This window comes from Streptomyces sp. B1866 (assembly GCF_031932565.1).
GTDB lineage: Bacteria > Actinomycetota > Actinomycetes > Streptomycetales > Streptomycetaceae > Streptomyces.
Genome location: NZ_JAVSCF010000062.1, coordinates 1 through 26,188, shown reverse-complemented (window position 1 = coordinate 26,188; position 26,188 = coordinate 1). Strand labels below are relative to the sequence as shown.

Here is a 26,188-nt window from a genome sequence, read left to right as displayed (position 1 = left end):
GCCACCTTCATGAAAGCCCGAGGTTAAAGAAGGAACGGGACGCCCTTCCCGACCCGGTGGTTGCGCGCGACGACAACACCTGCGACAAGTCGTCGTTCGGCGACCGGGATTCTGGTAAGTACTACTTCAACCTTTCCCGCATCAATGGGAGTGACACGTTGTACGAACCGCTGGACGTGCGTTCGGTCACGGTCGAGTACTGACTCATGTGAAACTGCCGTCCAGCCTGCCGCGTCTTACGTCGGTAGGCTGGACGGCCACGTCCCTGCTTCCCTTCCTGCATTGGATCTCCCGTGCCCCTGCGCTTCACCGGCTGCTCTTTCGGCTACCGAGCCCGCACTCCCGTCCTCACCTCGCTTACTCTCGACCTCCCCACCGGCTGCACCGTGCTGCTGGGGCCGAACGGCGCGGGCAAGTCCACGCTGCTGTCACTGGGCGCCTCCATCCTCGTGCCCGGACGCGGCCAGGTGTTACTCGGGCGGCTCGACAGCGCGCAGCGGCGGGACCGAGCCGACTACCGCCGCCGCGTCGGCTGGCTGCCGCAGGCGATCCACCCGGTGCCTGGGCTGACCGTCCGCGAGCAGGCCGCCTACGCGGGGTGGCTCAAGGGACTGTCCCGCCGTCAGGCGTGGGACGCGTCAGCGGCGGCCCTGGGCCGGGTGCGGCTGACCGAGCTGGCCGACCGGCCGAGCCGGGAGCTGTCCGGCGGGCAGTTACGACGCCTTGGCATCGCCCAGACGCTTGTCCACCGAGCGGAGGTCGTCCTGCTGGACGAGCCCACTGCCGGTCTCGACCCCGTGCAGCGCGGCGTCTTCCGCGACCTCCTCGCCGACCTGTCGGAGAAGGTCAGCTTCGTGGTGTCCACACACCAGACGGAGGACCTGGCCGACATCTACCGCACGGTTATTGTCCTCGACCGTGGCGAGGTCACCTTCCAGGGTGACATCGGCGGTTTTCTGTCCTTGGCCGGGCATGAAGCATCCGCCGAGCGGCAAGCGGAACAGGCATATCGCGGCCTGGTCCGCGGGGAGGTCTGATCCGCCGTGCGTGTGAAGACCCTGATTCTTTCCGGCCCGGTGCTGTGGGCGACCGTGCTGCTGCTGCCCCTCCTGCTGTTGTTCGGTGCCCGGAACAACTACTCGGTCACCGCTTATTGGGAATCAGCCACAGCTGATTCCACGATGCTGCTCGGCTTCGTCTATGCCGTCTGCGGCGCTTGCGCCGCGTGGGAGGCGGGTCGGCTGAAGAAGGCGCGGATCGCCTCCTGGGCACCGGTCCGCAGCCGTATGCGCGTCGCGGGAGAGCACCTGGCGCCCGTCGCGGCTCTGGGCGTCCTCGGCATCCTGGCGTCGCTCGCGGCTTTCTCAGGGCCTGCCCTGGGCGCGCCGGGCGGCCCCGACCTAGCCGTGCTCGGCACTGAGTACGCGATCGTGCTCTCCCACATGGCCCTGGGCTACCTGATCGGCCAGTGGCTGCCCCGACTGCTCGCACCGGCCCTGACGCTCCTGCTCGGGTACTTCTGGGGTTCCTGGCCGGCCGCACTCGACGACCCCATGTGGCTTCGGCACGTCGCCGGTCAGGGCCTCGCGGACTGCTGCACGCTCGACCAGGAGCCGTCGCTGCGCAGCCTGGCCGCGAGCGTCGTCTTCTCCGTCGGTATCCTTGCCGCCGCCCTAGTGGTCCTGGCGATGGACGGCCGTGTGACCCGCTGGGCGCTCGCGGTCGCGCTCGCGTTCACCGGTTCCTTCCTCGGTATCGCCGTCGCGGACCCGCTCGGGCTGAGCGGGGTTCAGGCCCGCGACCGATCCCAGTACCGCTGTGAGGGCACCGGGCCCCAGGTGTGTCTGTGGCCGGAGCAGCGTGCGCACCGGGCGGACTTCGTGCGGTGGTCGCGGCAGGCAGACCGGGCACTGACCCGCGCCGGGGTGTCGTCCGCCAGGCGGGTCTCCTTCGGAACCACCACTCCACACCGCGATGACGTGCTCGTCGACGTGGCCACCAGCATGCTGCCCACCGAGCCCCCGGCCTGCGCGCAACGGCCGAACGCCGTCTACCCCGGCGACGAGGCATATCAGGTCCTGTATCCGTGGCTCGCGCTGACAGCGGGCGTGCGGCCGGACGACCTCCTCGCGCGGTGGCCGTCGGACGCGGTCCGCCAGGCCCAGCAGGTGCGACGCCTGCCCCTCCCGGCCCAGAAGGCGTGGTTCGAGCGCAACCTGCGCTCCGTACGGGACTGCTCGGTCGCTCCGGACCTGTCCCCGTCCTCGTACGTCGGCAAGGGCGCGGGGAAGAAGTCCCGGCCGTGATCTGGTGGCTGCGCGTGCACGCCGCTCCCGCGTGCCTGGCGGCCCTGGCCGCCTGCCTCCTGCTCGCCCCCGCGCTGTCGTCGTCGGAGCTGCCCCTGCCGTCCCTGTTCAGCGGCCTGTCCAGCGGCGTCCCGGTGCCGCTGGTGGCCCCCGCCGTGCCCGCCTGCTTCCTGCTGTATGGACTGGATCGCGGGCCGTGGGAGACGGAGGCGTCGGCGGCGCGGCGCGTGGAGCGCACGCGCGTGACGGCGCTGATCGCCGTGGGCCTGGCCGCCGTCGCCGTCGCGGCGGCCGAGTCGTCGCTGCTGGACTTCACCCTCGGGCCCGCCGTCGCGCGCAACCTGCTGGGCTACGTCGGCGTCGGCCTCCTGGTGCGGCGCGTCTCCCAGCCCCAGTACGGGCCCGTCGCCGTGGCCGCGCTGCCGCTGGTGTGCGCGCTCCTCGGCGTCGGGCCCGGCGGCCGTCCGTACGCGTGGTGCTGGCCCCTGCACGGCAGCGGCGCCGCCGGTGCGGCGGCCGTGGCGGGCGTGCTGTACTGCGCGGGGCTGGTCACTCTCGTCCGGCCGGGGCGGGCCGCCGCCGGGTGAGGGGACCGCCCCGGGGCGTCAGGGGCCGATCGCGGTCAGGTCGATGTCTACAGGGAAGGGGACGGAGGCCTTCAGGCGCTCCCGGTGGATGCCGGTCGCGACGTACGCCCTGGTGGTGGGCTCTCGCTCGAAGACGTGCACGACGGGCAGCCCGGTCTCCTCCTCCACCCGCCAGAAGTGCGGAATCCCGGCCTCGACGTACTTGCGCGGCTTGGTCTCCCGGTCGCGTGCCTCGGAGTCGGCCGAGACGACCTCGATGGCGAGGACCACGTCCTGGGGGGCGTAGGTTGTCTGGCCCGGACCCGTGTACGCCTCTGCGCGTGTTACCAGCAGGTCCGGCACCGGGCGGTCACGTGGGCCGAGCTTGACGGTCATCTCCCGGAACACGTGCAACTCGGTCGGAACCGCCTGGACGAGGCGGCGTTCCAGCAGACGCATGACGAGCACATGGAAGGCGGTCTGCGGACTCACGAAGACGAGGCTCCCGTCGATCAGCTCCGTGTGTGGAGGCAGGTTCGGGAGCTTGTCCAGGTCCTCGGCGACGTACCCACCCGGGGGCGGCACGGGCCACTCCTTGGGCGCGTGCCACTCGTCCGTCTGCGGTACGACAGTCATCAGTACTCCCACGGGCGGGATTCTTGCCGACCTTCTCAGAGTACCTAGCGGTTTGCGCGCGATGTCCTTCTAGTGGGGGACAGTGACTTCGGCGTGTTGACGGCGGTTCGCCCCTGTCGGCCAGACCGGCCGGAGCGGGGCCGTACGGGCGTGGGTCAGGCGGTGGGGGCGGACTCGCGGGCCAAGGTCAGGAAGGCGGACCAGGCGGCCGGGGGGAGGGTGAGGGCCGGGCGGCGGATGTCCTTGGAGTCGCGGACGTGTATGGCTTCCGGGCAGGCGGCCACCTCCACGCAGTCGCCGCCCCGGTCGCCGCTGTGGCTCGACTTGACCCACTCCACGGCCACCTCGACGCAGGCGCCGCCCCGGTCGGTGCTGTAGCTGGACTTGACCCACACAAGAGAACTCATAGCTGTTCGCGCGCCACCTGTTCGATGAGTTTGACGGAGTCTTCCGGGCTGAGCGCCTGCGCCCGCAGCATGCCATAGCGCAGGTTCATGTCGCTAACGACCGCGGGGTCGTCCAGGAACAGGCCGCTGGTGTGCACCTCGATGTAGGCGGTGTTGCGGTGGTCCTCGGTCTCCAGCAGGATGAAAGGGCCGTTGAGACACGCGTGCGTCTGGCTGTCCTGCGGCATGATCTGGATCTGCACGTGCCGCAGCCCGGCCATCTCCCGCAGGTGGTGCAGGGCGCCCTTGAGCACGTCGGGGCCGCCGATCGGGCGGCGGATGCCGCTCTCCTCGATCACGAAGCTCAGCATCGGCTTCGGCTGCCGCCCGAAGATCGCGTGGCGCGCCAGCCGGATCGCGACCTTCTCCTCCACGTCCTCGTCCTCCAGCGCGGGGACGTGGCAGCGGAAGACCGCTCGCGCGTACTCCTCGTTCTGGAGCAGCCCGGGGATCAGCGTCTGCTCGTACCAGTGGATGGAGCGGGCCTTCTCCTCCTCGGCCGCGTACTCCCCGAACCAGACCGGCAGCTTGTTGCGGCGCGCCTCGCGCTCCGCCTGGATCAGGGCGCCCTCCGCTCCGAGCACGGCGTCCGCCTGCGCCATGAAGTCGCCCTTCGGCACCCGGTTGCCCAGCTCCACCATCCGCACCTGGGACTCCGAGTAGCGCAGGCGCTCGCCCAACTCGGCCTGGGTCATCTTCGCCTGCTTGCGGTAGTGGCGCAGCAGGTCGCCCATGCGCCGCCTGGGCCGCATCGGATCGATGTCGATCTCCACAGTCAGCTCCTCCCCTGAGTCGTGCCCCCGATAGCCTGTGACCCTCGTCACCGTAGACTCCTGCCGGGACTCGTGGGGTCAAAAACCCGTGGGTTCACCGGAATTGGGGGTGGGAGTGGCGTGCGGGCGCGTCGCGCGGGCCGTTCCGCGCGCCCCCGGGCAGTCGGCTGCCGCGCCGGAACGGGCGGGTCCGGGGGCGGTGGGGGCGGGATGGCAGGCTGGGGCCATGCGTTCGTTCCCGTCCGTCCCGCCCGTACGGTCCGCGTCGCTCGCCGTGCTCGGCTCCGGCCTGACCGCCGCCTTGGCCGCCGCCCTGGTCGCGCTGCCCCTCGCCGGGACCGCCGCCGCCGGGCCCGCGCCCGGGGCCGCCTCCGCCGCCGTACGGGCCCCCGCGCCGCCCGCGCCGTCCGCGTTCACCATCGAGGACCCGCGCATCACCGAGTCCAGCGGGCTCGCCCCCAGCCGCGCGCACCCGGGCGTGTACTGGACGCACAACGACAGCGGTGACAGCCCGCGCGTGTACGCGGTCGACGGGCGTACGGGGCGTACGGTGGCGACCGTCACCCTGCGCGGCATCGGCAGCGCGCGGGACGTGGAGGGGATCTCCGTAGGGCCGGACGGCAACGTCTACGTCGGCGACATCGGCGACAACCTGGACGGCTGGAAGGAGGTGTGGATCTACCGCTTCCCCGAGCCGAAGCGGCTCGCCGACGGCCTCTCGGTCACCGCCACCCAGCTCACCGTCCGCTACCAGGGCGGGCCCCGGAACGCCGAGGCGATTATGGTCCACCCCCGAACGGGGCGAGTGTATATCGCCAGTAAGAGCGAGACCGACGGCGGCCTCTACGAGGGTCCGGCGCGGCTTTCGTCCCGTGGTGTCAACACCTTCCGGCGCGTCGCCGACCTGGGCGACCTGTGGGTGACCGACGGCGCGTTCTCCCCGGACGGCACCCGGCTGGTGCTGCGCAGCTACTTCATGGCCCGCATGTTCCGGTGGCGGGACGGCAAGCCCGAGGACCTGGGGCGGCTCAGCGTGCCCATGCAGCACCAGGGCGAGTCCGTCGCCTTCTCGCCGGACGGCAGGGCGCTGCTGTACGGCACGGAGGGCGAGCGCAGCGAGGTCGAGCCGGAGGAGCTGTCCGGCGAGCAGCTACCCGACTCGGTGCCGGAGGACGACGGCAAGGGCGGCGCCGCCCGTACGGGCGGCGGAAGCGGCGGTGACGACGGCGACGGGAAGGACGGGAACTTCGCCGTTGGAGCCGTCATCTTCGCGGCGGCCGCCGCGCTCGTCGTCGGGCTGCGGCGGGTCCTGCGGCGCGGGTGAGTCGCACGCCCGCGCGTGGAGGCCGCCCGCGCGTGAGCGCACTCGGCGCCGACCCGCGCGGGCGGCCATCCGGGACGTACGGCCCGCGCGGGCGCTGCCGAAGCCTCGGCAGCCGGGTCAGAAGCCCGGGTCAGAGCCGTTCGACCACGTAGTCGACGCACACCGTCAGCGCCTCGACGTCCGCCGGCTCGACCGCCGGGAACATCGCCACCCGCAGCTGGTTGCGGCCCAGCTTGCGGTACGGCTCGGTGTCCACGATGCCGTTGGCCCGCAGCACCTTGGCCACGGCGGCGGCGTCCACGCTCTCCGCGAAGTCGATCGTGCCGACGACCTGCGACCGCTTGGCCGGGTCGGTGACGAACGGCGTCGCGTGCTCCGACTTCTCCGCCCACCCGTACAGCCGGTCGGAGGAGTCCGCCGTGCGGCGCACGGCCCAGTCGAGGCCGCCCTGCCCGTTGATCCACCGCACCTGGTCGTTCAGCAGGAAGAGGGTGGCGAGGGCCGGGGTGTTGTACGTCTGGTTCTTCAGCGAGTTGTCGATCGCCGTCGGCAGCGAGAAGAACTCGGGGATGTGCCGCCCGGACGCGTGCACGCGCGCGGCGCGCTCCAGCGCGGTCGGGGAGAACAGCGCGATCCACAGGCCGCCGTCGGCCGCGAACGACTTCTGCGGCGCGAAGTAGTAGACATCCGTCTCCGCCACGTCCACCGGCAGTCCGCCCGCGCCCGAGGTGGCGTCGACCAGCACCAGCGCCCCGGGGTCCGCGCCCGCGACGCGCTGGAGGGGCATGGCGACGCCGGTGGAGGTCTCGTTGTGGGTGAGCGCGTAGACGTCCACGCCGCGCTCGGGGCGGGGCAGCGGGTGCGTGCCCGGGTCGGCGGTGATCACGGTCGGCTCGTCCAGCCACGGCGCCTGCTTCGCCGCCTTGGCGAACTTCGAGGAGAACTCGCCGAAGGACAGGTGCTGCGACCTGGCCTCGATCAGCCCGTGCGTCGCGATGTCCCAGAAGGCGGTGGCGCCGCCGTTGCCCAGCACGACCTCGTATCCGGCGGGCAGCCGGAACAGCTCCCGCAGCCCGTCCCGCAACGCGCCGACCAGGTTCTTGACCGGGGCCTGGCGGTGGGAGGTGCCCAGCAGGGAGGTGCCGGTGCCGGCCAGTGCGGCAAGCGCCTCCTCGCGCACCTTGGACGGACCCGAACCGAAGCGACCGTCGGCGGGCTTGATGTCAGCGGGAATCCGGATCTCAGCCACGGAGCGAAGCCTAATCCGTCCCGACTCGCGGACAAGCCCCAGGTCCAGCGGCTGAGACGGTGTGTCCACCACGCGGCCGTACGAGGCACGCCCGTACGGGCCTGGGAGCGGGTGCGGTCCGCTGCGCGGGCACCGGGACGGCGACGGGGACGGGGACGGGACGCGGGCGGCGGCGGGCGCGGCCCGGTCGGCAGCCGGGGCCGCGCGCCCGGGGCGGCCCCGGCACACCCCCGGCACACCCCGGCGCGGCCCCGGTACGCCCGGGCCTCGGACACCGGCTCCCGGCCGCGTCCCCCGTTCGCCCCATGGCGCGAATCGTGCAACAACGCTTGCCCGCGTCCGCTCCGCGCTGCCACGCTCAGTCGATCGGCATATTCCACGCACAAGCCCAGCGAGGGGAAGCGCAGCGTGGCAGACAACCCAGCCATACCCGATATGGAGGCCGTGCTCGCCGATCTGCGGGCTGAGGGCGAGGAGCTGGACGCCCTCGTCGCCGCGCTCGACGGCGCGGCCTGGCGCACACCCACCCCCGCCCCGCGCTGGACGATCGCCCACCAGATCGCGCACCTGGCGTGGACCGACGAGCGCGCGGCGCAGGCCGCCGCCGACCCGTCCGGGTTCGCCGTCGAGGTGAAGAAGGCGGCGGCCGCGCCGGACACCTTCGTGGACGAGGGCGCCGAGCAGGGCGCCGTCGCGCCGCCCGAGACCCTGCTCGCCCGCTGGCGGGCGGGCCGCGAGGTGCTGCTGCGGATGCTCGCGGGCCAGCCGCGCCGGGCCCGGCTGCCGTGGTACGGGCCGTCGATGAGCGTGTTGTCCATGGCCTCCGCACGGCTGATGGAGACCTGGGCGCACGGGCAGGACGTCGCCGACGCGCTCGGCGTGCGCCGTACGCCCACCGCCCGGCTGCGGCACGTGGCGCGCCTGTGCGTGCGCTCGCGGGGCTACGCGTACGTGGTGCGCGGCCTCGCGCCGCCCGCCGAGGAGTTCCGCGTCGAGCTGGTCGCGCCCGACGGGGCCCTGTGGACGTACGGGCCGGAGGGCGCGGCGCAGCGGGTGACCGGCCCGGCCCTCGACTTCTGCCTGCTGGTGACGCAGCGTGTGCACCGCGACGACGTGGCGGTGGTGGCGCAGGGCCCGGACGCGGAGCGGTGGCTGGACATCGCGCAGGCGTTCGCCGGCCCGCCCGGACCCGGCCGCCCGCCGGGGACCGGGCACGGGCACTGCTGACGCACCGGCGAGGACCGGCGAGGCACCGGGGCACCCGCCAGGCACCCGCCGGGGCACGGCACGGCCGAGCGGCAGCGCCGGGCATGGCACGGCCGGGGGACCGCGGCCCGGCCCGCGCGCTCCGCGCCTCGCCCGCGCGTGCGCTACCGCGCCTCCCGCGCGGGTCCGCTACCGCTGCGTCGCCGGAATGTCCTCGTACCCCGTCACGTCCCGCGGCGCGCGCGGCCCGGGGCCGATGTAGCGCGCGGAGGGCCGCACCAGGCGCCCGGTGCGCTTCTGCTCCAGGATGTGCGCGCTCCACCCGGCCGTGCGCGCGCAGGTGAACATCGAGGTGAACATCGTGGCCGGGACCTCCGCGAAGTCCAGCACGATCGCCGCCCAGAACTCCACGTTCGTCGCCAGCACCCGGTCCGGACGCCGGTTGTGCAGCTCCTCCAGGGCCGCCCGCTCCAGCGCCTCGGCGACCTCGAAGCGCGGCGCGCCCAGTTCCTTGGCCGTACGGCGCAGCACCCGCGCGCGCGGGTCCTCGGCGCGGTAGACGCGGTGCCCGAAGCCCATCAGCCGCTCGCCGCGGTCCAGGGTCCGGCGGACGTACGCGGCGGCGTCGCCGGTGCGCTCGATCTCCTCGATCATGCCCAGCACGCGCGAGGGCGCGCCGCCGTGCAGCGGCCCGGACATGGCGCCCACCGCGCCCGACAGCGCGGCGGCCACGTCGGCGCCGGTGGAGGCGATGACGCGGGCGGTGAAGGTGGAGGCGTTCATGCCGTGCTCGGCGGCGGAGGTCCAGTAGGCGTCGACGGCGGCCACGTGCCTGGGGTCGGGCTCGCCGCGCCAGCGGATCATGAACCGCTCGACGACGGTCTCGGCTCTGTCGATATCCCGCTGCGGGACCATCGGCAGGTTGCGGCCGCGCGCGGACTGGGCGACGTACGACAGCGCCATCACCGCTGCCCGGGCCAGGTCCTCGCGGGCCCGCGCCACGTCGATGTCCAGCAGGGGTTTCAGGCCCCACACCGGCGCGAGCATGGCCAGCGCCGACTGCACGTCGACGCGGATGTCACCGGAGTGGACCGGTAGCGGGAACGGTTCGGCAGCGGGCAGTCCGGGGTTGAAGGCGCCGTCGACCAGCAGCCCCCACACGTTCCCGAACGACACGTGACCGACCAGGTCCTCGATGTCGACGCCCCGGTAGCGCAGGGCGCCGCCCTCCTTGTCGGGTTCGGCGATCTCCGTCTCGAACGCGACGACTCCTTCGAGCCCGGGTACGAAGTCGGACATCTGGCGGCTCCCTCGTGCGTGAACGTGGTACGTCGGTCCACCCCGTGACCGTCCCCCGGCGGGGACGGTCACCCAGGGTACGGGGGCCGGACGGTGCATGCGGCACGCAGGGGGGCATGCTGCAAGATATGGGCGTGCCTCACCACGACCCGGAAGTCTCGGCGCGGCCCGCCGCGCACACGCTCGACCCGGCTGGTATGCGGGAGCAGTACCGCACGGCGGGCCTCAGCGAGGCCGAGGCGGCCGCCGACCCGTACGAGCAGTTCACGCGGTGGTTCGAGCAGGCGGCGGCCAGCGGCATCCACGAGCCGAACGCGATGGTCGTCTCCACCGCCGACGCCCAGGGCCGGCCCAGCTCGCGCACGGTGCTGATGAAGGGCTACGACCGGCGCGGCTTCGTCTTCTACACCAACCACGGCTCCCGCAAGGGCCGCGACCTGCTGGAGAACCCGCGGGTCGCGCTGCTCTTCCCGTGGCACCCGCTGGCCCGCCAGGTGCTGGTCACGGGCTACGCCGAGCGCACCGGGCGGGACGAGACTGCGGCCTACTTCCGCACCCGGCCGCACGGGTCGCAACTGGGCGCGTGGGCGAGCGCGCAGTCGACGGTGATCGCGTCGCGCGCCGAGCTGGACCGGCTGTACCGGGAGCTGGCGGACCGGTACCCGCCGGGCGAGCAGGTGCCGGTGCCGCCGGAGTGGGGCGGCTTCCGGGTGGCGCCGGAGACGGTCGAGTTCTGGCAGGGGCGGGAGAACCGGCTGCACGACCGGCTGCGGTACGTGCGCGAGACGGGGCCGTCGGGGGCCGAAACGTGGCGGCTGGAGCGGCTGTGCCCGTAGCCGGGCGGCTGCGTACGCGGCGGTAGCGGCCGGTGTACGGGGCGGCGGCGCCGACGGCGCGTACGATGCGCGCATGAAGGCGACGCGCCGTCTGGGGGCGTGGGAGCCGTCGGCTCCGTACGGAAACGCGGGACCACGCGCCGAACCACGTGCGACATCGCGAACGGGAACGCGGACAACCCGCGGGCCTTCTCCCCCGCGCCGGGTGGCGCCAGGGGGCCGGTCGGACGAGCCGGCGGCCCGCGGGTCGGGTGACTGCGTTGGGATTGGCCGGCCGCGCACCCGTCAGAGTGCGCCGGTCCGGCGATGCGCTGAGCGCGACGACGGACCGATCAGCCCGCAGCCACCTCACGCGTCCGGATTTCATACATCTGCCGAACCACCTCCCTTCTCGTGTGCTCGCAACACTACGAAGGGGGCCCGCGGCTCACAACCGAATTTCCCTAGGGCAACGATTTCGTCCCGGGGGGCTGTGGCAGTCGTCACGTTCCAGTTGAATATCCCGACGTGGACCACCGCATGAGCCGTGCCTACCAGGGGGTGTCCGCCCGGTGACAGCTTCGCCACGCCAGGATCCCGCGCGTCCCGCCCGAGCCGACCGCTCCGCGCGGGCCGCCCCCGCCCGCATGCCGCGGCAGGCGCAGGCGCCCGAGCCGCCGTATCCGCCCGGCGGGGACGACTCGGACCTGCTCGCGGCGCTGCTGAACGGGATGGACGCCGCCCTGTGCGCGTTCGACGCGGGCGGCACCGTCACCCACTGGAACCGCGAGGCCGAGCGCATCCTGGGCTGGACGGCCGAGGAGGTCGTCGGGCGCGGCGGCCTCGCCGGGTGGGCGGTGCGCGCGGCGGACGCCGACGACGTCCAGGAGCGGCTGATGGCGGCCATGGAGACGGACGGCTGCCAGGTGGAGGAGTTCGCGCTGCTCACCAAGGGCGGCGGGCGCGTCCTGGTGCGCACCCAGTGCTCGGCGGTGCCGGGCGCGGACGGGGTGCCCGCGGGCGTGTACTGCGCGTTCAGCGAGGTGCACTCGCGGATCGACCTGGAGCGGTCGCTGGCGCTGAGCCAGGCGCTGCTGGAGGACGCCTCCTGGAGCGTGGTGCTGGTCGACGCGGACCTGCGGCCCGTGGTGGTCAACCGCAACGCCGCGCGCGTGCTGGGCACCGGCCGCAGGACGCCGCTCGGCCGCCCCCTGGGCGAGCTCGTCGAGCAGGGCCTGGAGGAGCTGGAGGCCGCCCTCCAGCACGTGCTGGCCGAGGGCCCCCCGGCCACGCCGACCGAGCTGTGGCTGACCCTGCGGGAGAGCGGCGGCGCGCTGGGCGCGGGCGGCTGCCCGACCGTGCGCCGCTGCCTGCGCAGCGGCTTCCTGCGGCTCGGCGCGCCCACCGCGGAGGAGCCCGCGCCGCTCGGCGTGGCGTGGATCTTCCTGGACGTGACGGACGCCAAGCGGCGGGAGCAGGAGAACTCGCGGCTGCGCTTCCGCGGTACCCAGCTCTACCGGGCCGCGCGGGCGGCGGCGGAGTGCGAGGACCCGGCCGAGGCCGCCTCGCTGCACCTGGACTTCGCGCTCGCGGGCTTCGCCGACCACGCGCTGGTCGACCTGGTCCTGGAACCGGCCTCCGCCGGCGAGCGCGCCGTCCAGGGCACCCAGCGGACTTTCGGCTTCTACGGCGGCCTCGGCATCCCGGGGTCCGCCGGCGGCCCGCTGGGCGGCGACCAGGGCCGCATCCGGCTCGTACGGGCCGCGGCGACGCCCGCCGCCGCCCTGGGCCCGTGCCCGCCGATCGCGCCGGGCGGCATCCCGGTGGCGTACGACGACGCGCACCCGGCGGTGCAGGCCGCCGAACGCTGCGGATCGGTGCGTACCAGCTCGGCGCGCATGGGCGGGGCGGGCGCCGCGCAGTGGGCGACGGCGCGCAAGTGGCCGGAGGGCACGGTGCACGGCCTGTGCTCGGCGCTGCGCAGCCGCGGCCGGACGCTCGGCGTGGTCACCTTCCTGCGCGGGGCCAGCCGCCGCCCGTTCGACCAGGCGGACGTGGCGTACGCGGAGGACGTGGCCGTACGGGTGGCGGCGGCGGTGGACCTGGCCCGCCAGACGCGCTGGCGGGCCTGAGCGCGGCACGGCTGGCGGTCCCGGGCCTGGCGGCGGCGCCGTCGGGCCGGGCCCAGTCGACGGGAACGGGCAGGGTGGCGCACTCGGCGCCGGTCGTGACGTCGGCGCCGGCCCGCCACGCGGGCCGGACGGGGCTGCCGGGGCCGCCGGGGGCCCCGGCGGCGGCCTGGGCGGCGGGTGCGGCGGTGGCGAGGGCGGCGCGGGCGCCGTCGGTGGTGCGGCGGAGGAGCGGGGCGGGGAGGGCGCGGACTCGATCATTCCGACCGCGGTCGCGCGTGCCGTCGTGCCGTGGCAGGACGCGGGGCGGACGCCCGCCCTCCGCCGGGCGTACGGGACGCCTCGGAGGCCGCTGCCGGGACGTACGCGGACTGCCGGAGCCAGGGCCGGGACGGTGCGGCCGGCGGCGGTTCAGGGCAGGTAGCCGGCCAGGGCAGGACCGGCCGGGGCGGCACCGGCCAGAGCAGGACCGGCCAGAGCAGGACCCGTCAGGGCGGGACCGGTCAGGGCAGGTAGAAGATCCGTTCGCGGTGGTCGGCGAAGATCCGCCGGTTCCACTCGTGGCCGCCGTCCACGTTGCCGGACCGCAGCATCGGCGGCTGGACGCCGCGCGCCGCCAGTCCGGCGGCCGCCGTGGCCGTGACGGCCTGCATCAGGGCGCTGGCGACGACCGTGGACGCGGGGCCGAAGGGCGCGGCGACGCCCTCGGCGGTCAGCTCGGCGTCGCCGACGGCGATCTTGCTGTCGAGCACCACGTCGCAGTGGTCCTTCAGGAAGGTCCCGGAGGCGTGCCGGGAGGTGGTTTCCGCCGCGTACGCCACCGAGGTCACGCCGACCACGGCGAGGCCCAGGGAGCGCGCGGCGATCGCCATCTCGACGGGCAGCGCGTTGCGTCCGGACAACGAGACGACGAACAACACGTCGCCCGCGCGTGCCGGACTGGCGCCGAGCACGGCGGTGGCGAGCCCGTCGACGCGCTCCAGGGCGCTGCCGAGGGTGGCGGGCACCACGTCCACGCCGACCGCGCCGGGCACGGCCAGCAGGTTGACGAGGGCCAGGCCGCCCGCGCGGTAGACGACGTCCTGGGCGGGCAGCGAGGAGTGCCCGGCGCCGAAGGCGAAGACCCGGCCGCCGGCTGTGATCGTGTCGGCGACCAGGGCGCCGGCCGCGGCGACGTTCGCCGCCTCCTCGTCCCGTACCCGCCGCAGCAGGTCGATGGCGGCGTCGAGGTACTGGCCGGCCGGTCCGCTGTGGCTCATCGGCGCGTGCCCCCTTCCCGTGTGGTGTCCGCTTCCCGCGCGTCGCGTGCCGGGCGCGCAGGAGACGGTGCGGTCTGGACCAGTACCGTGTCAAGGCGGTCACCGGCGTCCCGGCGTCCCGGCGTTCCGGAATCCCGGCGTCCCGGTGGCGCTCGCGGCGCGCAGTGCGCCGCGTCCGCCCCGCGCCTGCGCCGTGCATCAACAGCCGGGTCGCCGGGGGCACCGCCCGGCCCACCCGTGGTCGTCCGCGGCCCGTTGTGGCGCTTTCGTATACGGCGGACCCCGGTGCCGCGACGTGTTGTCGGCGGTATGCGTCAGACTTGGCAGCAGGGGCACCGCACAACGCATCGAGGGGCACGCATGTCCGGACTGATCGACACCACGGAGATGTATCTCCGCACCATCCTCGAACTGGAAGAGGAAGGTGTGGTACCTATGCGCGCCCGCATCGCGGAGCGCCTGGACCAGAGCGGCCCGACGGTCAGCCAGACCGTGGCGCGCATGGAGCGGGACGGCCTGGTGACGGTCGCGGGCGACCGCCACCTGGAGCTGACCGAGGAGGGCCGCCGCCTGGCGACCCGCGTGATGCGCAAGCACCGGCTGGCCGAGTGCCTGCTCGTCGACGTGATCGGCCTGGAGTGGGAGCAGGTGCACGCGGAGGCGTGCCGCTGGGAGCACGTGATGAGCGAGGCGGTCGAGCGCCGCGTGCTGGAGCTGCTGCGGCATCCGACCGAGTCGCCGTACGGGAACCCGATCCCCGGCCTGGAGGAGCTGGGCGAGGGGGCGGAGGCCGACCCGTTCCTGGACGAGGGCATGGTGAGCCTGAGCGACCTGGAGCCCGGCACGGAGGGCAAGACGGTGGTGGTGCGCCGCATCGGCGAGCCCATCCAGACGGACGCGCAGCTGATGCACACGCTGCGCCGGGCGGGGGTGCGGCCCGGTTCGGTGGTGAGCGTGACGGAGTCGGCGGGCGGCGTGCTGGTGGGCAGCAGCGGCGAGGCGGCGGAGCTGGCGGCGGGGATCGCGGCGCACGTCTTCGTGGCCAAGCGCTGAGGGGGCGCGGTCGGCGGCGCCGGTGACCCGTGGGGGTCCGGGGCTGCCGCGCGCGGTGCGGGAGGCGGTGCGGTCCGGGGTGCCGCCGGACGGGGACACCGGGAGACGGGAAGACGGGGCAAGCGGAGCGGCCGGAGCCCCCACAAGCCGAAGAGCGGGAAGACCCCGGAGGCCCGCCAGGTGCCCGGGACCCAGAGGCGGCTCGAAACGACTCCGGTGGCCCGAAGCCGCGGACTCACGCCCGCACTCACGCGGCCATACAGACGTGCGCAGACCTGCGCGTACTCGCGTAGGCGACGGGCCGGGAGGGAAGGGCCAGGCGGGCTCCGACCGGACGGTGCCGACCCGCTCTCGCCGTACGCCGCCGTCGAACGTTTCGAACACCGATCGGACGGCAACCGGACGTTGTTCGAGCGGGTCGAGGTTGCCTTCGAGGGTGACGGATTTTTCCGACACCTGAGTTGACGAAAAGTTCGGCGGTCGGCCTTGGGGCGTGCGACGCTGTGCTCAAGGCATATGCACGGAGGCGGCCGCGGGCCGCGCGTCCGCGCCGTGCCCATATGCGTGTGAGGCTCCGAAGCGGCCGTTCGGTGTGGCCGCCCGGGTCAGGGGAGGGGGGCCGGTGGGCCCGAGGGGCACGACGAGGGGGAGCCGCGGCACCGACCGCGGAGCCGGGGGCCGGGTCACGGCCGGTCCGCGGTGCCACCAGCGGCGAGACCGCTGGCGGGACCGGTGGCGCGGTCTGCGGCCGGACGACGCGTCGGCGCGCATCGCCGCGCGCCCCCTCGCCGCGCGGGGCCGACCCCCCGCGGGACCTTCGGCCGTACGGGCCCTGACGCCGCGGCGCTTACGCCCGAAGGCCCCGCCTCCCGACCCGGAGCCCCGAGCTCTCAGGGTCGGACCCCGCGGACCCGCTTCCCCTGTCGGTCCGCCTCCCGCTAGCTGTCTCCCCCTCGGGAGAGCGGCCAATCCCGCGTGCTGGTCACTCGAACGAGGGGTGTTAGCCGTCAGGACTGCTTTCTCGAATGCGTGTTCGATATCCTGGGGGGAGTCGAGGGAGGAGTGGGGGTGCCGAAACAGATGGTGCGACGCATCGACGTGACCGGGGCGGGCGGCGTGCGGCTCGCCGCGTGGGAGTTCGCCGACCCGCCCAAGACGGGCGGCCACCCGCCCGCGTCGGTCCCGGAGGCGTCGAGCCCCGGCGTGCTGCTGCTCCACGGCCTGCTGGGCCGCGCCGCGCACTGGGCGGCCACCGCCCGCTGGCTGACGGAGCGGTACCGCGCCGTGGCCCTCGACCAGCGCGGCCACGGCCGCAGCGACAAGCCGGCCGAGGGCCCGTACGACCACGAGGCGTACGTGACGGACGCCGAGGCCGCGGTCGAACAGCTCGGCCTCGCCCCCGCCGTCCTCGTCGGCCACGCCATGGGCGCCCTGATCGCCTGGCGGCTCGCCGCCCGCCGCCCCGACCTCGTCCGCGCCGTGGTCATCTCCGACATGCGCGCCTCCGCGCTGGGCGCCGGCTCCCAGCGCGAGTGGTCGGAGTGGCTGGACTCCTGGCCGCTCCCCTTCGCGACGCTCGCCGACGTACGCCGCTGGTTCGGCGAGGAGGACCCCCGGCTGGAGCGCCCGAGCCCGGCGCGCGGCGACTACTTCGCCGAGATCATGGCCGACCGCTCCGACGGCTGGCGCCCGGTCTTCTCCCGCCGCCAGATGCACAAGGCCCGCGCGGCCTGGGCCCACGACGCCCACTGGGACGAGCTGGCCCAGGTCACCTGCCCCACCCTCGTCGTGCGCGGCCCGGACGGCGAGCTGGGCCGCGCGGAGGCGCAGGAGATGGTCCGCGTCCTGCCCCGGGGCCAGTACGCGGAGGTCCCCGACGCGGGCCACCTGGTCCACTACGACCAGCCGGAGGGCTGGCGGCAGGCGGTGGAGCCGTTTTTGGCTTCGGTGGTGCCGGTGTAGCCCGCTGACGGGCCGTCGTCGACCCAGCCTGGCCCTGCCGACGGGCCGCGTCCAACGGAGGTGGCCGCCCTCTCGGTCCCGGTAAGGCGTTCACTCGACGGGACGGAAGGTTACGCCTCGTCGGCGCGGGCCGCGGAAGACGCTTCCTGTCCCCGCCGCCAATGAGCGCGGCGGGAGGAGCCCCGTCCGGGCGGGATTCAGCGGGTGTCCCGCAGATCCTCCACCGGCACGTGGGGTGCGAACGCGTGCACGGCGGCGCGGATACTCGGCACGTCAGGCCGCCACACGACGATCGGATGACTGGTGACGGCCAGTTCGTAGTCGATGTGAGGGGCGAACCTCGCCGCGCGCTTCGGCGAGATTTTCCTGTTCGGCCCGGGTGGGGTCTGGACACCGGGGCGGAGGCGTACGCCGATGTAGTCGAGCGTGTCAGTGGCCGTGACGGCCTTCAACGCCGTGCCGGGTGCGACATCGGAGACGTGCTGGCGCCAAAGCACGATGGCGGTGAGGTCTTCCCAGGGTATGACGGCGGTGTGGGCGCGGTGCCGGATGGGTACGCCGCCGAGGGTGAGTCCCGTGCTGTCGACGCGAAGCGCTACGTAGCGCTTCCAACCTGCGCCGAAGATGAGTTGCGAAGGCCTTCGGCCGTAGTGCACCTCGTAGGCGGAAGGATGTGGGTCAGTCACGTATGCAAGGTTACCTGGACGCGTACCTGGCGACTCTGGGGGCCGCGCGGATCGACCTTCACCGGGTGTCTCGCAGGTCCTCGACTTGAATGCCTGGTGCAAAAGCTTCCACCGCGGCGCAAATACGTTCCTTTTCCAGGTTCCAGAAAATGACGGGATGGCTGGTGCGCACGATTTCATATTCCATGTGCGGGGCGGTCCGGGTTGACCATTTTTGCGAGAGTTCGCGATTCGGCCCGTGGGGAATCGGCGCGCCTGGGCGGAGTCGGACGCCGATATAGTCTCTCGTGTCGGGCGTGAAAAACTTCGCCCCCATTGTGTACGCCCGCCAGAGTACGACCGAGGTAAGGTCCTCCCACGGCACAAAGCCAGTGTGACTCCGGTGGCGGGCAGGAACGCCACCCAGGGTGAGGCCCTTTGGGTCGATGCGAAGGGCGACAAAGCGCCTCCAGCCCTTGCCGGCCAGAAGTTGGAGCATGTTGCGAGAATAGTGCGCTTCGTAGATGGCGTGGTGTGGTTCCGTCACGGGTAGCAGGTTATAGGAGGGGCGCGGTCGGCGCATGCCGTCTGGGTGGCCAGTTGCCTGTTGCCTGAATGATGAACATGATATTAGCCGCGGATGCTGTTAAATCGGATACTTGCAGACAAATGGAACTTGGCGCCTGTGTGTCAATTCGTCACCGGGATTTCGGTGACACATGCAAGGAACAGCTTGGTGTCATCACCGTGTTGGGCTACCGTGCTCGAGGCATCGAGGTGTATGAACCTCTCTGTGCCGACGCGCTTTGATTGTCGGGTGAGGTAGGAATCGGCGGGGCCTGAGTGGTGAGCCGAGGGGAGAAGGTCGGTGGGCAATGACGGAGATCTCAGGATCAGTCAGCAAGCCGAGCAGCAGGTCACCAAGAAGCTGCGGCTCGCGTTGGGGGAGTTGGCGGGTGAGGGAGGTGGGGGCTCGGAGCCTGGCGGTGTCGGGAACCTGAACCTGACGCCGAGGGCCGCTTCGGGCGCGGGCCTGGCCGACACCTTCGGAGACTTCTGCGAACGCTGGGAGCTCGGCGTCAGCGCGTTGGCGTTGGATGCAACCGCTCTCGCGGCTCAGTTGAGCGCGGCGGCAGGCAACATCCTGGAAGACGACCGGTATCGGGCCACTACCTTCCGTTCCGCCGCCGATACCCCGTCGGGCGCCCGGGGTGCCAAGGGAGGCGAGGACTGATGGGGTGGCGGGACTACGTACCGGACCCTGTGGAGAACGTCGCTGACGACATCGCAGAGAAGGCCGGTGACGCCGTCGATGAGGCCACCGACTGGGGTGCCGACCGGCTCGACGACATCGGCCTGGACAGTGCGGCAGCCTGGGTGCGGGCGAAGGGCGACGCGGGATCGCGGCGTCTGGGCTCGGAGTCGGGTGAGCTGCAACTGGGCCACACCGAGGACCCGAAGGAGCTCGTCCACGGTGACCCGGGCGCGCTGCGTTCGACGGCGACGCGGCTGACCGGCTTGTCGAAGACCTATACCAGAGTCGGCGACGGCCTGCGGCAGCTGAACTCCGACGAACTCAGTGGGAAGACGGCAGACTCGTTCCGTGAGCGCGTCGCCCAGGAGCCGAAGAAGTGGTACAAGGTTGCCCACGCCTGCGAGGCTTCGGCCCATGCGCTGACGAATTTCGCCCACACGGTCGAATGGGCGCAGGGTCAGGCCAAGGATGCCATCGAGGCCTACAAAAAGGGTAAAACCGCCTCGGAGAAGGCGCGGGCCGAGTACAACACCAAGGTGGATGCCTATAACAAGGCTGCCGATGCCTACAGTAAGGCGTCCAGCCACGAGGACGGGAGCGGCAAGCCCACTCATCCCGGTTCGTTCCATGACCCCGGCACCGCCGACATGGAACACGCCCGGGACCTGCTGGCCGAAGCCCGTCGTCAGCGCGACGAGGCCCGCGATGAGGCGCAGAGTAGGGTCTCGCATGCGTGCGCCGGGGCGCCCGAGAAGAAATCGATGACGAGCCTGGCCTCGCTTTCCAGTGATGGGTACAAGAGGTTCGGAGAGTTCAAGGAAGATTTCCTCACCCCGCTGAAGATCCTTTCGGTCCTCAAAGGCAGTCAGGCTATTAAAGCATTGATGCTCGGTGGGGATGCAGGTGAGGCATTCGCGCGTATAAGGGACGCGTCGATGGTCGGTAGACGTCTTAATGGCATTCGTCCAGGTAGCGTTCGGGCCTTGGATGCGTTTAGTAAATGGTTGGTACCTTTTAGCCTCGCAGCGGGTGTGAAAGAAATGTTTGATCCCACGCACCACAGTGCTCGTGGGACGGCTGATCGAATTATGGGCGGGGTCGAGGCAGGAGGTGCGGTTGCCGTATTGGGCGGCGAGTCCATGGCAGTTGCACTCGGTGCCGCTTCGGTGGCAGGTGCCGTGCCGGTAGTCGGCTGGGCTGCCCTCGGGGTCGCCGGGGGGTACGTCCTCGGCAACTGGGCCTACGACCATCGCGAGGACATCGCCAACGCCTCGAAAGCCGCGTGGCACGCCACGGAGCACGGCGCGCAGTCCGCGTGGCACGCCACGCAGGACACCGCCCGGTTCGCCGCCTCGGAACTGCCGAAGGTCGGCACGGCCGTGAACCACGTCGCCGGAGAGGCCGTCCACGAGGCAGGAGACGTCGCTAAGAGCGCGGCGCACGCCGGGAAGAGCGTACTGAAGAAGGTCAGTTTCTGGTGAGCGCCCCCGAGCGTGAGAGAGGTCCGAAGGTGCCGCAGAAGTACGAACCCAGAGACATCCTGGCCCGCTTCGGGCACGTTCTGCCTTCAGCCGTCCCCGCGACCGACGGCCCTTCGGACGCCTCGCAGATCGAGGCCCCTTGTGACGCGCCGGGTGCGGACGTCCTTGCGCGCGCTGCCGAGGCGGACCCTCCCGGCGCCGACGGCCCCACGGACGCTCCCACGGCCGAAGGACCGTCAGCCGACGGCCGGGAGCGGTTCCTGCCGCGGCTGACCGACGAGGAGTTGACGATCGTCGACCCGCAGGCGGCCGAGCGGGGGCTCGTCGCCCTGCCTCACCTGCGGGGCATGTCCGACCAGGAGCGCGAGTGGGTGCTGGCCACCGCGCTGCGGTCGCTGGTGTCCAGGGAGCTGGTGGAGGTCGACAACATCGCCGAGCTGGCCGCGTTCGTGCGGGAGCCCGGTGACTCCGGTTCCATGGACGTGCGGATGCGCTACGCCCCGGAGCTGGAGCTGGTCCTGGCGCTGCGCAGGTCGGCCGACCGGGCGGTGGCCGTCGAGCTGACCAGCGCCGCGGGCACCTCGTACGCGTACGTCTTCGCGAACGCGCCCGACCTGCTGCTGATCGAGCGGGTCACCGGCGGCGGCCTGCACCTGTTCAGCGTGGCCCAGTCGGCGCGGGAGGCGGCCAAGGGGCTGCGCGAGCTGGTCGACCCGTTCGGGGCCGCCCGTCAGGACGGGGCCGTCCTGGAGCTGGACCCGCGGGCCGTCGAGGCCGGCCGGGTGGGCGATCCGCTGAAGAGCGTCATCGACAACGCCCAGGTCGTGGGGCAGCTCACGGTGCTCGCGGGCGCTCCGGGACCGCTGCTCATGACGTACGCCGGCGACAGCGAGGTGTGGATCGTGTCGGTCGACGCCCCGCACGCCCCCACGGGGATCGCGGCCCGCAGCGTGGACGAGTGGACGCTGACCGACGCCATCGCCCGACTGCTGGTTCCCTCCCAGTGACCTGCCCGGCGGCCCGCGCCGCTCACCCCGCCCCCGCCCGCCACGTCGCCTGAAGCCGCACCAGCAGCACCGCGCTGATCAGCGCCCCCGCCGCGCACAGTGCCGTCGACCAGCGGTCGCGGTCGTGGGCCGCCGCGCGCAGTACCAGCGGGAGCAGCAGGGCGGAGGCGACCAGGTAGGCGGCGTGCACGGTCGGTTGGGCGGGGCGGTGGCCGGTGAGCAGGGTCGCCGCGTCCAGTACGGCCCGTACGGCGACGAGCGCGGCCAGGCCGGTCAGGGCCGCGTCGAGGGCGCGGGGGCGGGTGTCGCGTGCCGCGTGCACGGCTGCCGACAGGGCGAGGACGAGGGCGTACAGGGTCAGCGCGGCGGTGAAGGCGTCCGTCACGCCGGGGCCGTTCCGGGCGGGCGGGCCGGGTCGGTCGGGGGGTCCGGTTCGGTCGAGCGGGCCCGTTCGGTCGGGCGGGTCGGTTTGGTCGAGCGGGTCGGTTTGCTTTTCGCGGTCGTCAGCCCCGGCCCGGCCGTGGGCCCCCGTCGTCGCGCCGCCGCCCGGGCGGTCTCGTGCCGTCGCGCCGCCGCCTTCTTCGCCTTCCGCGAGCGGCGGCGGATCAGCCACGTCGACACGCCCGTCACCGCCAGCAGCAGCGGGCTGAGGCCGAACGCCGCCCAGATGATCCGCCACCAGCCGTTCACCTGCCAGCCGAAGTGGGCGGGTTCGAGGTAGCGGTCGTAGAAGGCGTTCGCCGCGGGTTGCGGGCCGCCGGAGGCGACCTTGACGTGGCGGGCGTCGTGGGCGTCGACGTACACGTAGCCGTCGCCGCGGAACATCTCGTGGGCGTACGGGTCGTACGAGCGCGCGATGTTGAGGCCGTAGTACGGGGTCTGCTCGGTGGGCAGGGTGGCTCGGGTGACGCGGCCCGGGACGCGGTCGAGGGCCGCCGCCGACGCCTGGGCCAGCGTGATCTCCGGGGTGCCCTGCGCGGCGGGCGCGGCGGTGAACTGGTACCGGTGCTCGTCCGGCCCGGAGCCCCCGGTGATCGCCAGCCACGACTTCTCCACCACCGGGAACTCGAACGCCGCCCCCGTCACCGCCCACATCAGCAGGAACGGCACGGCGACCGCGCCCACCACCCGGTGCAGGTCGTAGTCGCGGGCGAAGCGGCCGCGTCCGGTGCGTATCCGGAAAGCCTGCGAGAGGCGGCGCAGGCCGGGCCACCAGGTCGCGATGCCGGTCAGGGCGAGCAGGAGCAGCAGCAGGCCCAGTACGCCGAGGATGACGCCGCCCCAGGTCAGTTCGCGCAGCCAGCTGATGCCCAGGGTGGGGAAGGGCTCGGCCAGTTGGGGGATGTAGCCGGGGTAGTCGGCGCAGTTGAGGGCGCACTCGTGCAGGTTGGCCAGGAAGCCGAACGATCCGCCGTTGCGGTGTGCCAGGCCGGTGATCTCGCCGGTGCCCGGGTCCACGCCGTACATGGCGTTGTAGTCGGGGCCGCCCACCTCGTAGATGCCGTGGTCGCTGTTGACCCAGGTGGCGGGGAAGTCCGGGTGGGCGCGGCGGACGATGTCCACGGCCTGGTCGGCGGTGACGGGGTGGGCGCTGGGCGTGTGGCGGTAGAAGTCGTGGTGCGTGGCGCGGAAGTACTCCGGCTGGTAGAGCAGGATCGCGCCCGACGTGGTCACCACCAGCAGGACGAGCCCGAGGACGAGCGAACTCCAGCGGTGCAGGACGACCATGCCGCGGCGCAGCGGGCGGCGGCGCCATCGGCGTCTGAGGCGGCCGGGTGTGCTCCGGCCCGCGCGGGGTTTCCGGGGGTGCGGGGGTGTGGCTGCTGACGACTCGTGGGTCTCGGGGGCGGGCTCGTCCGTCCGGTCGTCCGGTGTGGGAGGCCTCGGGGTCGGCTGTGCCGGTACGGCCGGTAGGCCAGGCCGTGCCGGGGCGGAACGGTCGGCCGCGGGCGGCGGCGCCCCGGTGGTCGCGGTGGTCGCGGCGGCCAGGTCGGTTTCGGCGTGGTCGGCCATGGGTCCCCTTCCCGAGGCGCGGCTTTTATACGCTCCTTACTCAGGTAAGGCTGACCTAATTTAACGGTCGCTTGCGTGGTGCGGCCATACTCGGTGACCAACCACACGCCGAGACCCCCGGCCCCGGGGCCCGTTACTCGGCGCCGCGGTAGGCGTCCAGGGCGGCCAGGACGCCCGCCGGGTCGTCCTCCGCGCCGAAGAGGTACGCGTAGCGGCGCTGTTCCAGGACTCGGCCCGAGGCCCACAGGAAGCGCTCGGCCCGTTCCGTCATGTCGTCGGCGATCCACGTCATGTCCGCGACGGTAGGCGGCCGGACGGCGGCGGGTCTCGAACGAATCGGCCTCCGTGCCGTCCGTGCCGTCCGCAGCCGTCCCGGAGCCGTCCCGCGACCGTCTTGCAGCCGTCCGCGACCGTCCGCGTACGCCGGTGTCGTGCGGACGGGCGGGACTCGGGGGCGTGGGGGCCCGGTCCGGGCGCGGGTTGCTGCCGGGCCCGGACTCAGCCCGCCTCCAGGGCGCCGCCGGGAGGAGAACCGGGCCCGGAGCGCCGGGTGAAGCTCCACAGCCGGTCCACCTCCGCGAAGCCCGTGCGGTCGTACAGCCGCTTGGCCGCGCCCCGGCCGTACTCCGGGTCGTCGTCGGGGGAGTCGTCGTCCACGTACAGGATCGCCTCGGTCGCGCCCAGTTCGGCCAGCTGGCCGAGCGCCGAGCCGAGCAGGCCCGCCCCGAGCCCGCGGCGGCGGTGCGGCTCCTCCACGCCGAGCCAGCACAGCAGGCCGATTCCGGCCACCGGGAGCCTGACCAGGGCCTCGCCCCACAGCTCCGTGTCCCCCTCGCCGCCGCGCACCGTCAGGCGGCGGCCCGGCGGGTCGGTGCTGTCCTCGACGCGGCAGCGCGGCGCGCGCGGCAGGCCGTCGATTGGCAGGGCGGCGTGCATGTACCGCCACAGGTCGCGACCCGCGAACCCGGCCTCTTCCAGCGCCGCCCGGGTCGCGTGCCGGTGCCGCACCGGCAGCCCCGCCAGGCCGAGCCCCAGCGCCGAGGCGTACTCGAACGCGTGCACCGTGCGCCGCGGGCCGAGGCGCGCCAGCGCGTGTCCGACCAGCGCGGACAGGACGGCGGGTTCCTCGCGGCCGTGCAGCCACAGCACGAACCCCGCGCCGTCCGAGGGCCGCGGCGCGTACGAGACCGCGCCGCGCACCCGGCCGTGCGCGTCGCGCGCCACGTCCGTGGCCGGGGCCGCCAGCTCCTGCCACAGCTGGGTGTCCACCGGCGACCGGCCGGCCAGCGCCTCGGCCAGCATCTCCGGTGTCGCCGACGGCTGCCCGGTGACGAGGTCCGCGTCGACCAGCGCCAGCACCGCCGCCTGGTCCGCGGGTTCGTACGGCCGGATCGACAGGCGGGTGGTCGCGTCCGCGTCGCGCACGCGGGTGCCCGTTCCCCCGTCGCCCGCGCGGGTGCCCGTTCCCGCGTCGCGCGCCGCTGCCGTGGCTGCCCGCCGCGTGACTCCCTCGGTCCGGGTGCTCTCGGTCCGTGTGCTATCCACGCAGGCTCAACGAACCGGCGGCGGCCGGAGTGCCGTCCCGTGGCGCCGCCGGCCCGCTGCCGACCGGCCGCGGGCGCCCCCCGAGCCCCCGCGCGCCCCCTCACTCCTTCCTCCGGGTCCGGCCCGGGGCGCCGTATGCTGACCCACCTGACGGAAAGTAATCACGCGATCACGAGAAATTGAGCAAGTCTGAGCGGAATCCGACCAGAGTCCGAACGGAAACGTACGGCGGGAGTGCACTCATGACAGATTCCCCGACCACCTCCAGCGCGCCGCAGGCCGAGGGCGACGCCGAGATCGACACGACCGTGCCGCAGTCGCCGCGGATCTGGAACTACTGGATGGGCGGCACGGACAACTACGAGGTCGACCGCCGCATCGGGGACGCCTACCGCGCCGCCGCCCCGAGCATCGAGGTCATGGCCCGCGCCTCGCGCGTGTACCTCATCCGCACGGTGACCTTCCTGGCCAGGGAGTGCGGCGTCCGGCAGTTCCTGGAGATCGGCCCGGGCCTGCCGACGTACGACAGCACCCACGAGGTCCTGCGGCGCGAGGCCCCCGGCGCCCGCGTCGTCTACGTCGACAAGGACCCGCTGGTGCTGCGGCGCGTCCGGGCCGCGCGCGAGGCCGACCCGGAGACCGTCGCGGGCTGCGTCGCGGCCGACCTGCACGAGCCGGACGCGATCCTTGAGGCCGTACGGGGCCCGCTGGACTTCGACCAGCCCGTGGCGCTGGTGCTGGCGGGCATCCTCGGACACATCCAGGACTTCGACGAGTCCCTGTCGATCGTGCGGCGCCTGCTGGCGCCCCTGCCGTCCGGCAGCTACTTCCTGCACTACGAGGGCACCGACACCGAGCAGTCCCTGGGCGACGGGCAGGCCATCTATGAGGGCACCGGGGCCGAGCCGTACGTGATGCGCACCCCCGGCCAGCTCGCGCGGTACTACGACGGCCTCGACCTGGTGGAGCCCGGCATCGTGTCCTGCCCGCTGTGGCGGCCGGAGCCCGGCGAGTCGCCGGAGGTCGTGGACATCTACGGGGGCGTGGCCCGCAAGCCCTGACCGCTGTGTGCGCCGCCCGGCGGGCGCCCGCGACGCGGCTGCCCACCAGTGCCGCCTGTGCCGCCGGGTGCCCGTACCGCCCGGCGCCCGTACGGCCGGGGCTGCGGCCGGGGGCGCGGCCGGGCGGCGCGGTGCGGC

26 protein-coding genes are annotated in these 26,188 nt (G+C 73.2%); 14 read left to right on the top strand and 12 right to left on the bottom strand.

Annotated elements, in window-relative coordinates:
• The 4 genes from RKE29_RS11700 to RKE29_RS11685 all read left to right on the top strand — a co-directional run.
• A partial coding sequence (locus tag RKE29_RS11700) for a hypothetical protein (protein ID WP_312005106.1) occupies positions 1-203 on the top strand: 203 nt, incomplete at its 5' end.
• A gap of 90 nt (positions 204-293) precedes the next feature.
• Positions 294-1,037 (top strand): ATP-binding cassette domain-containing protein, encoded by a 744-nt coding sequence (locus RKE29_RS11695; RefSeq protein WP_312005105.1) that lies wholly within the window; start codon positions 294-296, stop codon positions 1,035-1,037.
• 6 nt (positions 1,038-1,043) lie between these two features.
• Positions 1,044-2,306, top strand: coding sequence for a hypothetical protein (locus RKE29_RS11690; protein ID WP_312005104.1), 1,263 nt, complete (start codon positions 1,044-1,046; stop codon positions 2,304-2,306).
• Positions 2,303-2,893 carry a hypothetical protein gene (locus RKE29_RS11685; RefSeq protein WP_312005103.1) on the top strand — a complete coding sequence of 197 codons (591 nt, stop codon included), beginning with the start codon at positions 2,303-2,305 and terminating at the stop codon, positions 2,891-2,893. Before RKE29_RS11690 ends, RKE29_RS11685 begins: the two co-directional genes overlap by 4 nt.
• Before the next feature lie 18 nt (positions 2,894-2,911).
• Here the strand turns inward: RKE29_RS11685 and RKE29_RS11680 are convergent, their stop codons facing one another.
• From RKE29_RS11680 to RKE29_RS11670, 3 genes are all read right to left on the bottom strand, one after another.
• Entirely contained in the window at positions 2,912-3,508 is a 597-nt protein-coding gene (locus tag RKE29_RS11680) for a Uma2 family endonuclease (RefSeq protein ID WP_312005102.1), read from the bottom strand.
• Positions 3,509-3,663: 155 nt separating this feature from the next.
• The gene (locus tag RKE29_RS11675) at positions 3,664-3,915 is read right to left on the bottom strand and encodes a DUF397 domain-containing protein (protein ID WP_312005101.1); all 252 of its coding nucleotides are present in this window, start codon (positions 3,913-3,915) and stop codon (positions 3,664-3,666) included.
• The gene (locus RKE29_RS11670; RefSeq protein ID WP_312005100.1) at positions 3,912-4,778 is read right to left on the bottom strand and encodes a helix-turn-helix transcriptional regulator; all 867 of its coding nucleotides are present in this window, start codon (positions 4,776-4,778) and stop codon (positions 3,912-3,914) included. Before RKE29_RS11670 ends, RKE29_RS11675 begins: the two co-directional genes overlap by 4 nt.
• A gap of 175 nt (positions 4,779-4,953) precedes the next feature.
• On the opposite strand from RKE29_RS11670, the gene RKE29_RS11665 reads away from it, so the two are divergent.
• The gene (locus RKE29_RS11665) at positions 4,954-6,051 is read left to right on the top strand and encodes a hypothetical protein (RefSeq protein WP_312005099.1); all 1,098 of its coding nucleotides are present in this window, start codon (positions 4,954-4,956) and stop codon (positions 6,049-6,051) included.
• Between the two features lie 130 nt (positions 6,052-6,181).
• On the opposite strand, the gene serC is transcribed toward RKE29_RS11665, so the two are convergent.
• On the bottom strand, positions 6,182-7,300 hold the full coding sequence (gene serC, locus RKE29_RS11660) for a phosphoserine transaminase (RefSeq protein WP_312005098.1): 1,119 nt from the start codon (positions 7,298-7,300) through the stop codon (positions 6,182-6,184).
• Positions 7,301-7,735: 435 nt separating this feature from the next.
• Here serC and RKE29_RS11655 point away from each other — a divergent pair, with 435 nt between their 5' ends.
• Complete coding sequence (locus RKE29_RS11655) at positions 7,736-8,527, top strand: TIGR03084 family metal-binding protein (RefSeq protein WP_312005110.1); 792 nt, start codon at positions 7,736-7,738, stop codon at positions 8,525-8,527.
• Between the two features lie 168 nt (positions 8,528-8,695).
• Here the strand turns inward: RKE29_RS11655 and RKE29_RS11650 are convergent, their stop codons facing one another.
• On the bottom strand, positions 8,696-9,805 hold the full coding sequence (locus tag RKE29_RS11650; RefSeq protein WP_312005097.1) for a citrate synthase 2: 1,110 nt from the start codon (positions 9,803-9,805) through the stop codon (positions 8,696-8,698).
• A 197-nt stretch (positions 9,806-10,002) separates the two neighbouring features.
• On the opposite strand from RKE29_RS11650, the gene pdxH reads away from it, so the two are divergent.
• Together pdxH and RKE29_RS11640 are read left to right on the top strand one after the other, a co-directional pair.
• Complete coding sequence (gene pdxH, locus RKE29_RS11645; RefSeq protein WP_312005109.1) at positions 10,003-10,641, top strand: pyridoxamine 5'-phosphate oxidase; 639 nt, start codon at positions 10,003-10,005, stop codon at positions 10,639-10,641.
• 626 nt (positions 10,642-11,267) lie between these two features.
• A complete protein-coding gene (locus RKE29_RS11640) occupies positions 11,268-12,752 on the top strand; it encodes a PAS domain-containing protein (protein ID WP_312005108.1) in 1,485 nt (494 codons plus the stop codon).
• Positions 12,753-13,252: 500 nt separating this feature from the next.
• On the opposite strand, the gene RKE29_RS11635 is transcribed toward RKE29_RS11640, so the two are convergent.
• Positions 13,253-14,008 carry an SIS domain-containing protein gene (locus RKE29_RS11635; RefSeq protein ID WP_312005096.1) on the bottom strand — a complete coding sequence of 252 codons (756 nt, stop codon included), beginning with the start codon at positions 14,006-14,008 and terminating at the stop codon, positions 13,253-13,255.
• A 360-nt stretch (positions 14,009-14,368) separates the two neighbouring features.
• Here RKE29_RS11635 and RKE29_RS11630 point away from each other — a divergent pair, with 360 nt between their 5' ends.
• Entirely contained in the window at positions 14,369-15,061 is a 693-nt protein-coding gene (locus RKE29_RS11630; protein WP_312005095.1) for a metal-dependent transcriptional regulator, read from the top strand.
• Positions 15,062-16,141: 1,080 nt separating this feature from the next.
• Positions 16,142-17,023, top strand: coding sequence for an alpha/beta hydrolase (locus RKE29_RS11625; protein ID WP_312005107.1), 882 nt, complete (start codon positions 16,142-16,144; stop codon positions 17,021-17,023).
• A gap of 197 nt (positions 17,024-17,220) precedes the next feature.
• On the opposite strand, the gene RKE29_RS11620 is transcribed toward RKE29_RS11625, so the two are convergent.
• Positions 17,221-17,709: a hypothetical protein gene (locus RKE29_RS11620; protein ID WP_312005094.1), complete on the bottom strand. Its 489-nt coding sequence runs from the start codon at positions 17,707-17,709 to the stop codon at positions 17,221-17,223.
• A gap of 58 nt (positions 17,710-17,767) precedes the next feature.
• Positions 17,768-18,235 (bottom strand): hypothetical protein, encoded by a 468-nt coding sequence (locus RKE29_RS11615; RefSeq protein ID WP_312005093.1) that lies wholly within the window; start codon positions 18,233-18,235, stop codon positions 17,768-17,770.
• Between the two features lie 321 nt (positions 18,236-18,556).
• Here RKE29_RS11615 and RKE29_RS11610 point away from each other — a divergent pair, with 321 nt between their 5' ends.
• Genes RKE29_RS11610 through RKE29_RS11600 form a run of 3 tightly spaced genes read left to right on the top strand, consistent with a single transcriptional unit; the run spans position 18,557 to position 21,431 of the window.
• Complete coding sequence (locus tag RKE29_RS11610; RefSeq protein WP_312005092.1) at positions 18,557-18,922, top strand: hypothetical protein; 366 nt, start codon at positions 18,557-18,559, stop codon at positions 18,920-18,922.
• A 29-nt stretch (positions 18,923-18,951) separates the two neighbouring features.
• Positions 18,952-20,424 carry a putative T7SS-secreted protein gene (locus tag RKE29_RS11605; protein WP_312005091.1) on the top strand — a complete coding sequence of 491 codons (1,473 nt, stop codon included), beginning with the start codon at positions 18,952-18,954 and terminating at the stop codon, positions 20,422-20,424.
• Positions 20,421-21,431: a hypothetical protein gene (locus tag RKE29_RS11600; RefSeq protein WP_312005090.1), complete on the top strand. Its 1,011-nt coding sequence runs from the start codon at positions 20,421-20,423 to the stop codon at positions 21,429-21,431. Before RKE29_RS11605 ends, RKE29_RS11600 begins: the two co-directional genes overlap by 4 nt.
• Positions 21,432-21,453: 22 nt before the next feature.
• On the opposite strand, the gene RKE29_RS11595 is transcribed toward RKE29_RS11600, so the two are convergent.
• The 4 genes from RKE29_RS11595 to RKE29_RS11580 all read right to left on the bottom strand — a co-directional run bounded on the left by RKE29_RS11595 (position 21,454) and on the right by RKE29_RS11580 (position 24,869).
• Complete coding sequence (locus tag RKE29_RS11595; RefSeq protein ID WP_312005089.1) at positions 21,454-21,816, bottom strand: hypothetical protein; 363 nt, start codon at positions 21,814-21,816, stop codon at positions 21,454-21,456.
• Entirely contained in the window at positions 21,813-23,159 is a 1,347-nt protein-coding gene (locus tag RKE29_RS11590; RefSeq protein WP_312005088.1) for a PepSY-associated TM helix domain-containing protein, read from the bottom strand. The genes RKE29_RS11595 and RKE29_RS11590 overlap by 4 nt, the downstream gene beginning before the upstream one ends.
• Before the next feature lie 418 nt (positions 23,160-23,577).
• The gene (locus tag RKE29_RS11585; RefSeq protein ID WP_312005087.1) at positions 23,578-23,736 is read right to left on the bottom strand and encodes a hypothetical protein; all 159 of its coding nucleotides are present in this window, start codon (positions 23,734-23,736) and stop codon (positions 23,578-23,580) included.
• Positions 23,737-23,942: 206 nt separating this feature from the next.
• A complete protein-coding gene (locus tag RKE29_RS11580; protein WP_312005086.1) occupies positions 23,943-24,869 on the bottom strand; it encodes a GNAT family N-acetyltransferase in 927 nt (308 codons plus the stop codon).
• Between the two features lie 362 nt (positions 24,870-25,231).
• Here RKE29_RS11580 and RKE29_RS11575 point away from each other — a divergent pair, with 362 nt between their 5' ends.
• Positions 25,232-26,050, top strand: coding sequence for an SAM-dependent methyltransferase (locus RKE29_RS11575; RefSeq protein WP_312005085.1), 819 nt, complete (start codon positions 25,232-25,234; stop codon positions 26,048-26,050).
• Positions 26,051-26,188 lie beyond the last annotated feature (138 nt).

Coding starts and splice junctions, on each gene's coding strand:
- pdxH (WP_312005109.1), top strand. CDS start 10,003: ATGCGGGAGCAGTACCGCACGGCGGGCCTCAGCGAGGCCGAGGCGGCC.
- RKE29_RS11675 (WP_312005101.1), bottom strand. CDS start 3,915: ATGAGTTCTCTTGTGTGGGTCAAGTCCAGCTACAGCACCGACCGGGGC.
- RKE29_RS11665 (WP_312005099.1), top strand. CDS start 4,954: ATGCGTTCGTTCCCGTCCGTCCCGCCCGTACGGTCCGCGTCGCTCGCC.
- RKE29_RS11640 (WP_312005108.1), top strand. CDS start 11,268: ATGCCGCGGCAGGCGCAGGCGCCCGAGCCGCCGTATCCGCCCGGCGGG.
- RKE29_RS11590 (WP_312005088.1), bottom strand. CDS start 23,159: ATGGTCGTCCTGCACCGCTGGAGTTCGCTCGTCCTCGGGCTCGTCCTG.
- RKE29_RS11630 (WP_312005095.1), top strand. CDS start 14,369: ATGTCCGGACTGATCGACACCACGGAGATGTATCTCCGCACCATCCTC.
- RKE29_RS11635 (WP_312005096.1), bottom strand. CDS start 14,008: ATGAGCCACAGCGGACCGGCCGGCCAGTACCTCGACGCCGCCATCGAC.
- RKE29_RS11625 (WP_312005107.1), top strand. CDS start 16,142: ATGGTGCGACGCATCGACGTGACCGGGGCGGGCGGCGTGCGGCTCGCC.
- RKE29_RS11650 (WP_312005097.1), bottom strand. CDS start 9,805: ATGTCCGACTTCGTACCCGGGCTCGAAGGAGTCGTCGCGTTCGAGACG.
- RKE29_RS11655 (WP_312005110.1), top strand. CDS start 7,736: ATGGAGGCCGTGCTCGCCGATCTGCGGGCTGAGGGCGAGGAGCTGGAC.
- RKE29_RS11585 (WP_312005087.1), bottom strand. CDS start 23,736: ATGACGTGGATCGCCGACGACATGACGGAACGGGCCGAGCGCTTCCTG.
- RKE29_RS11680 (WP_312005102.1), bottom strand. CDS start 3,508: ATGACTGTCGTACCGCAGACGGACGAGTGGCACGCGCCCAAGGAGTGG.
- RKE29_RS11575 (WP_312005085.1), top strand. CDS start 25,232: ATGACAGATTCCCCGACCACCTCCAGCGCGCCGCAGGCCGAGGGCGAC.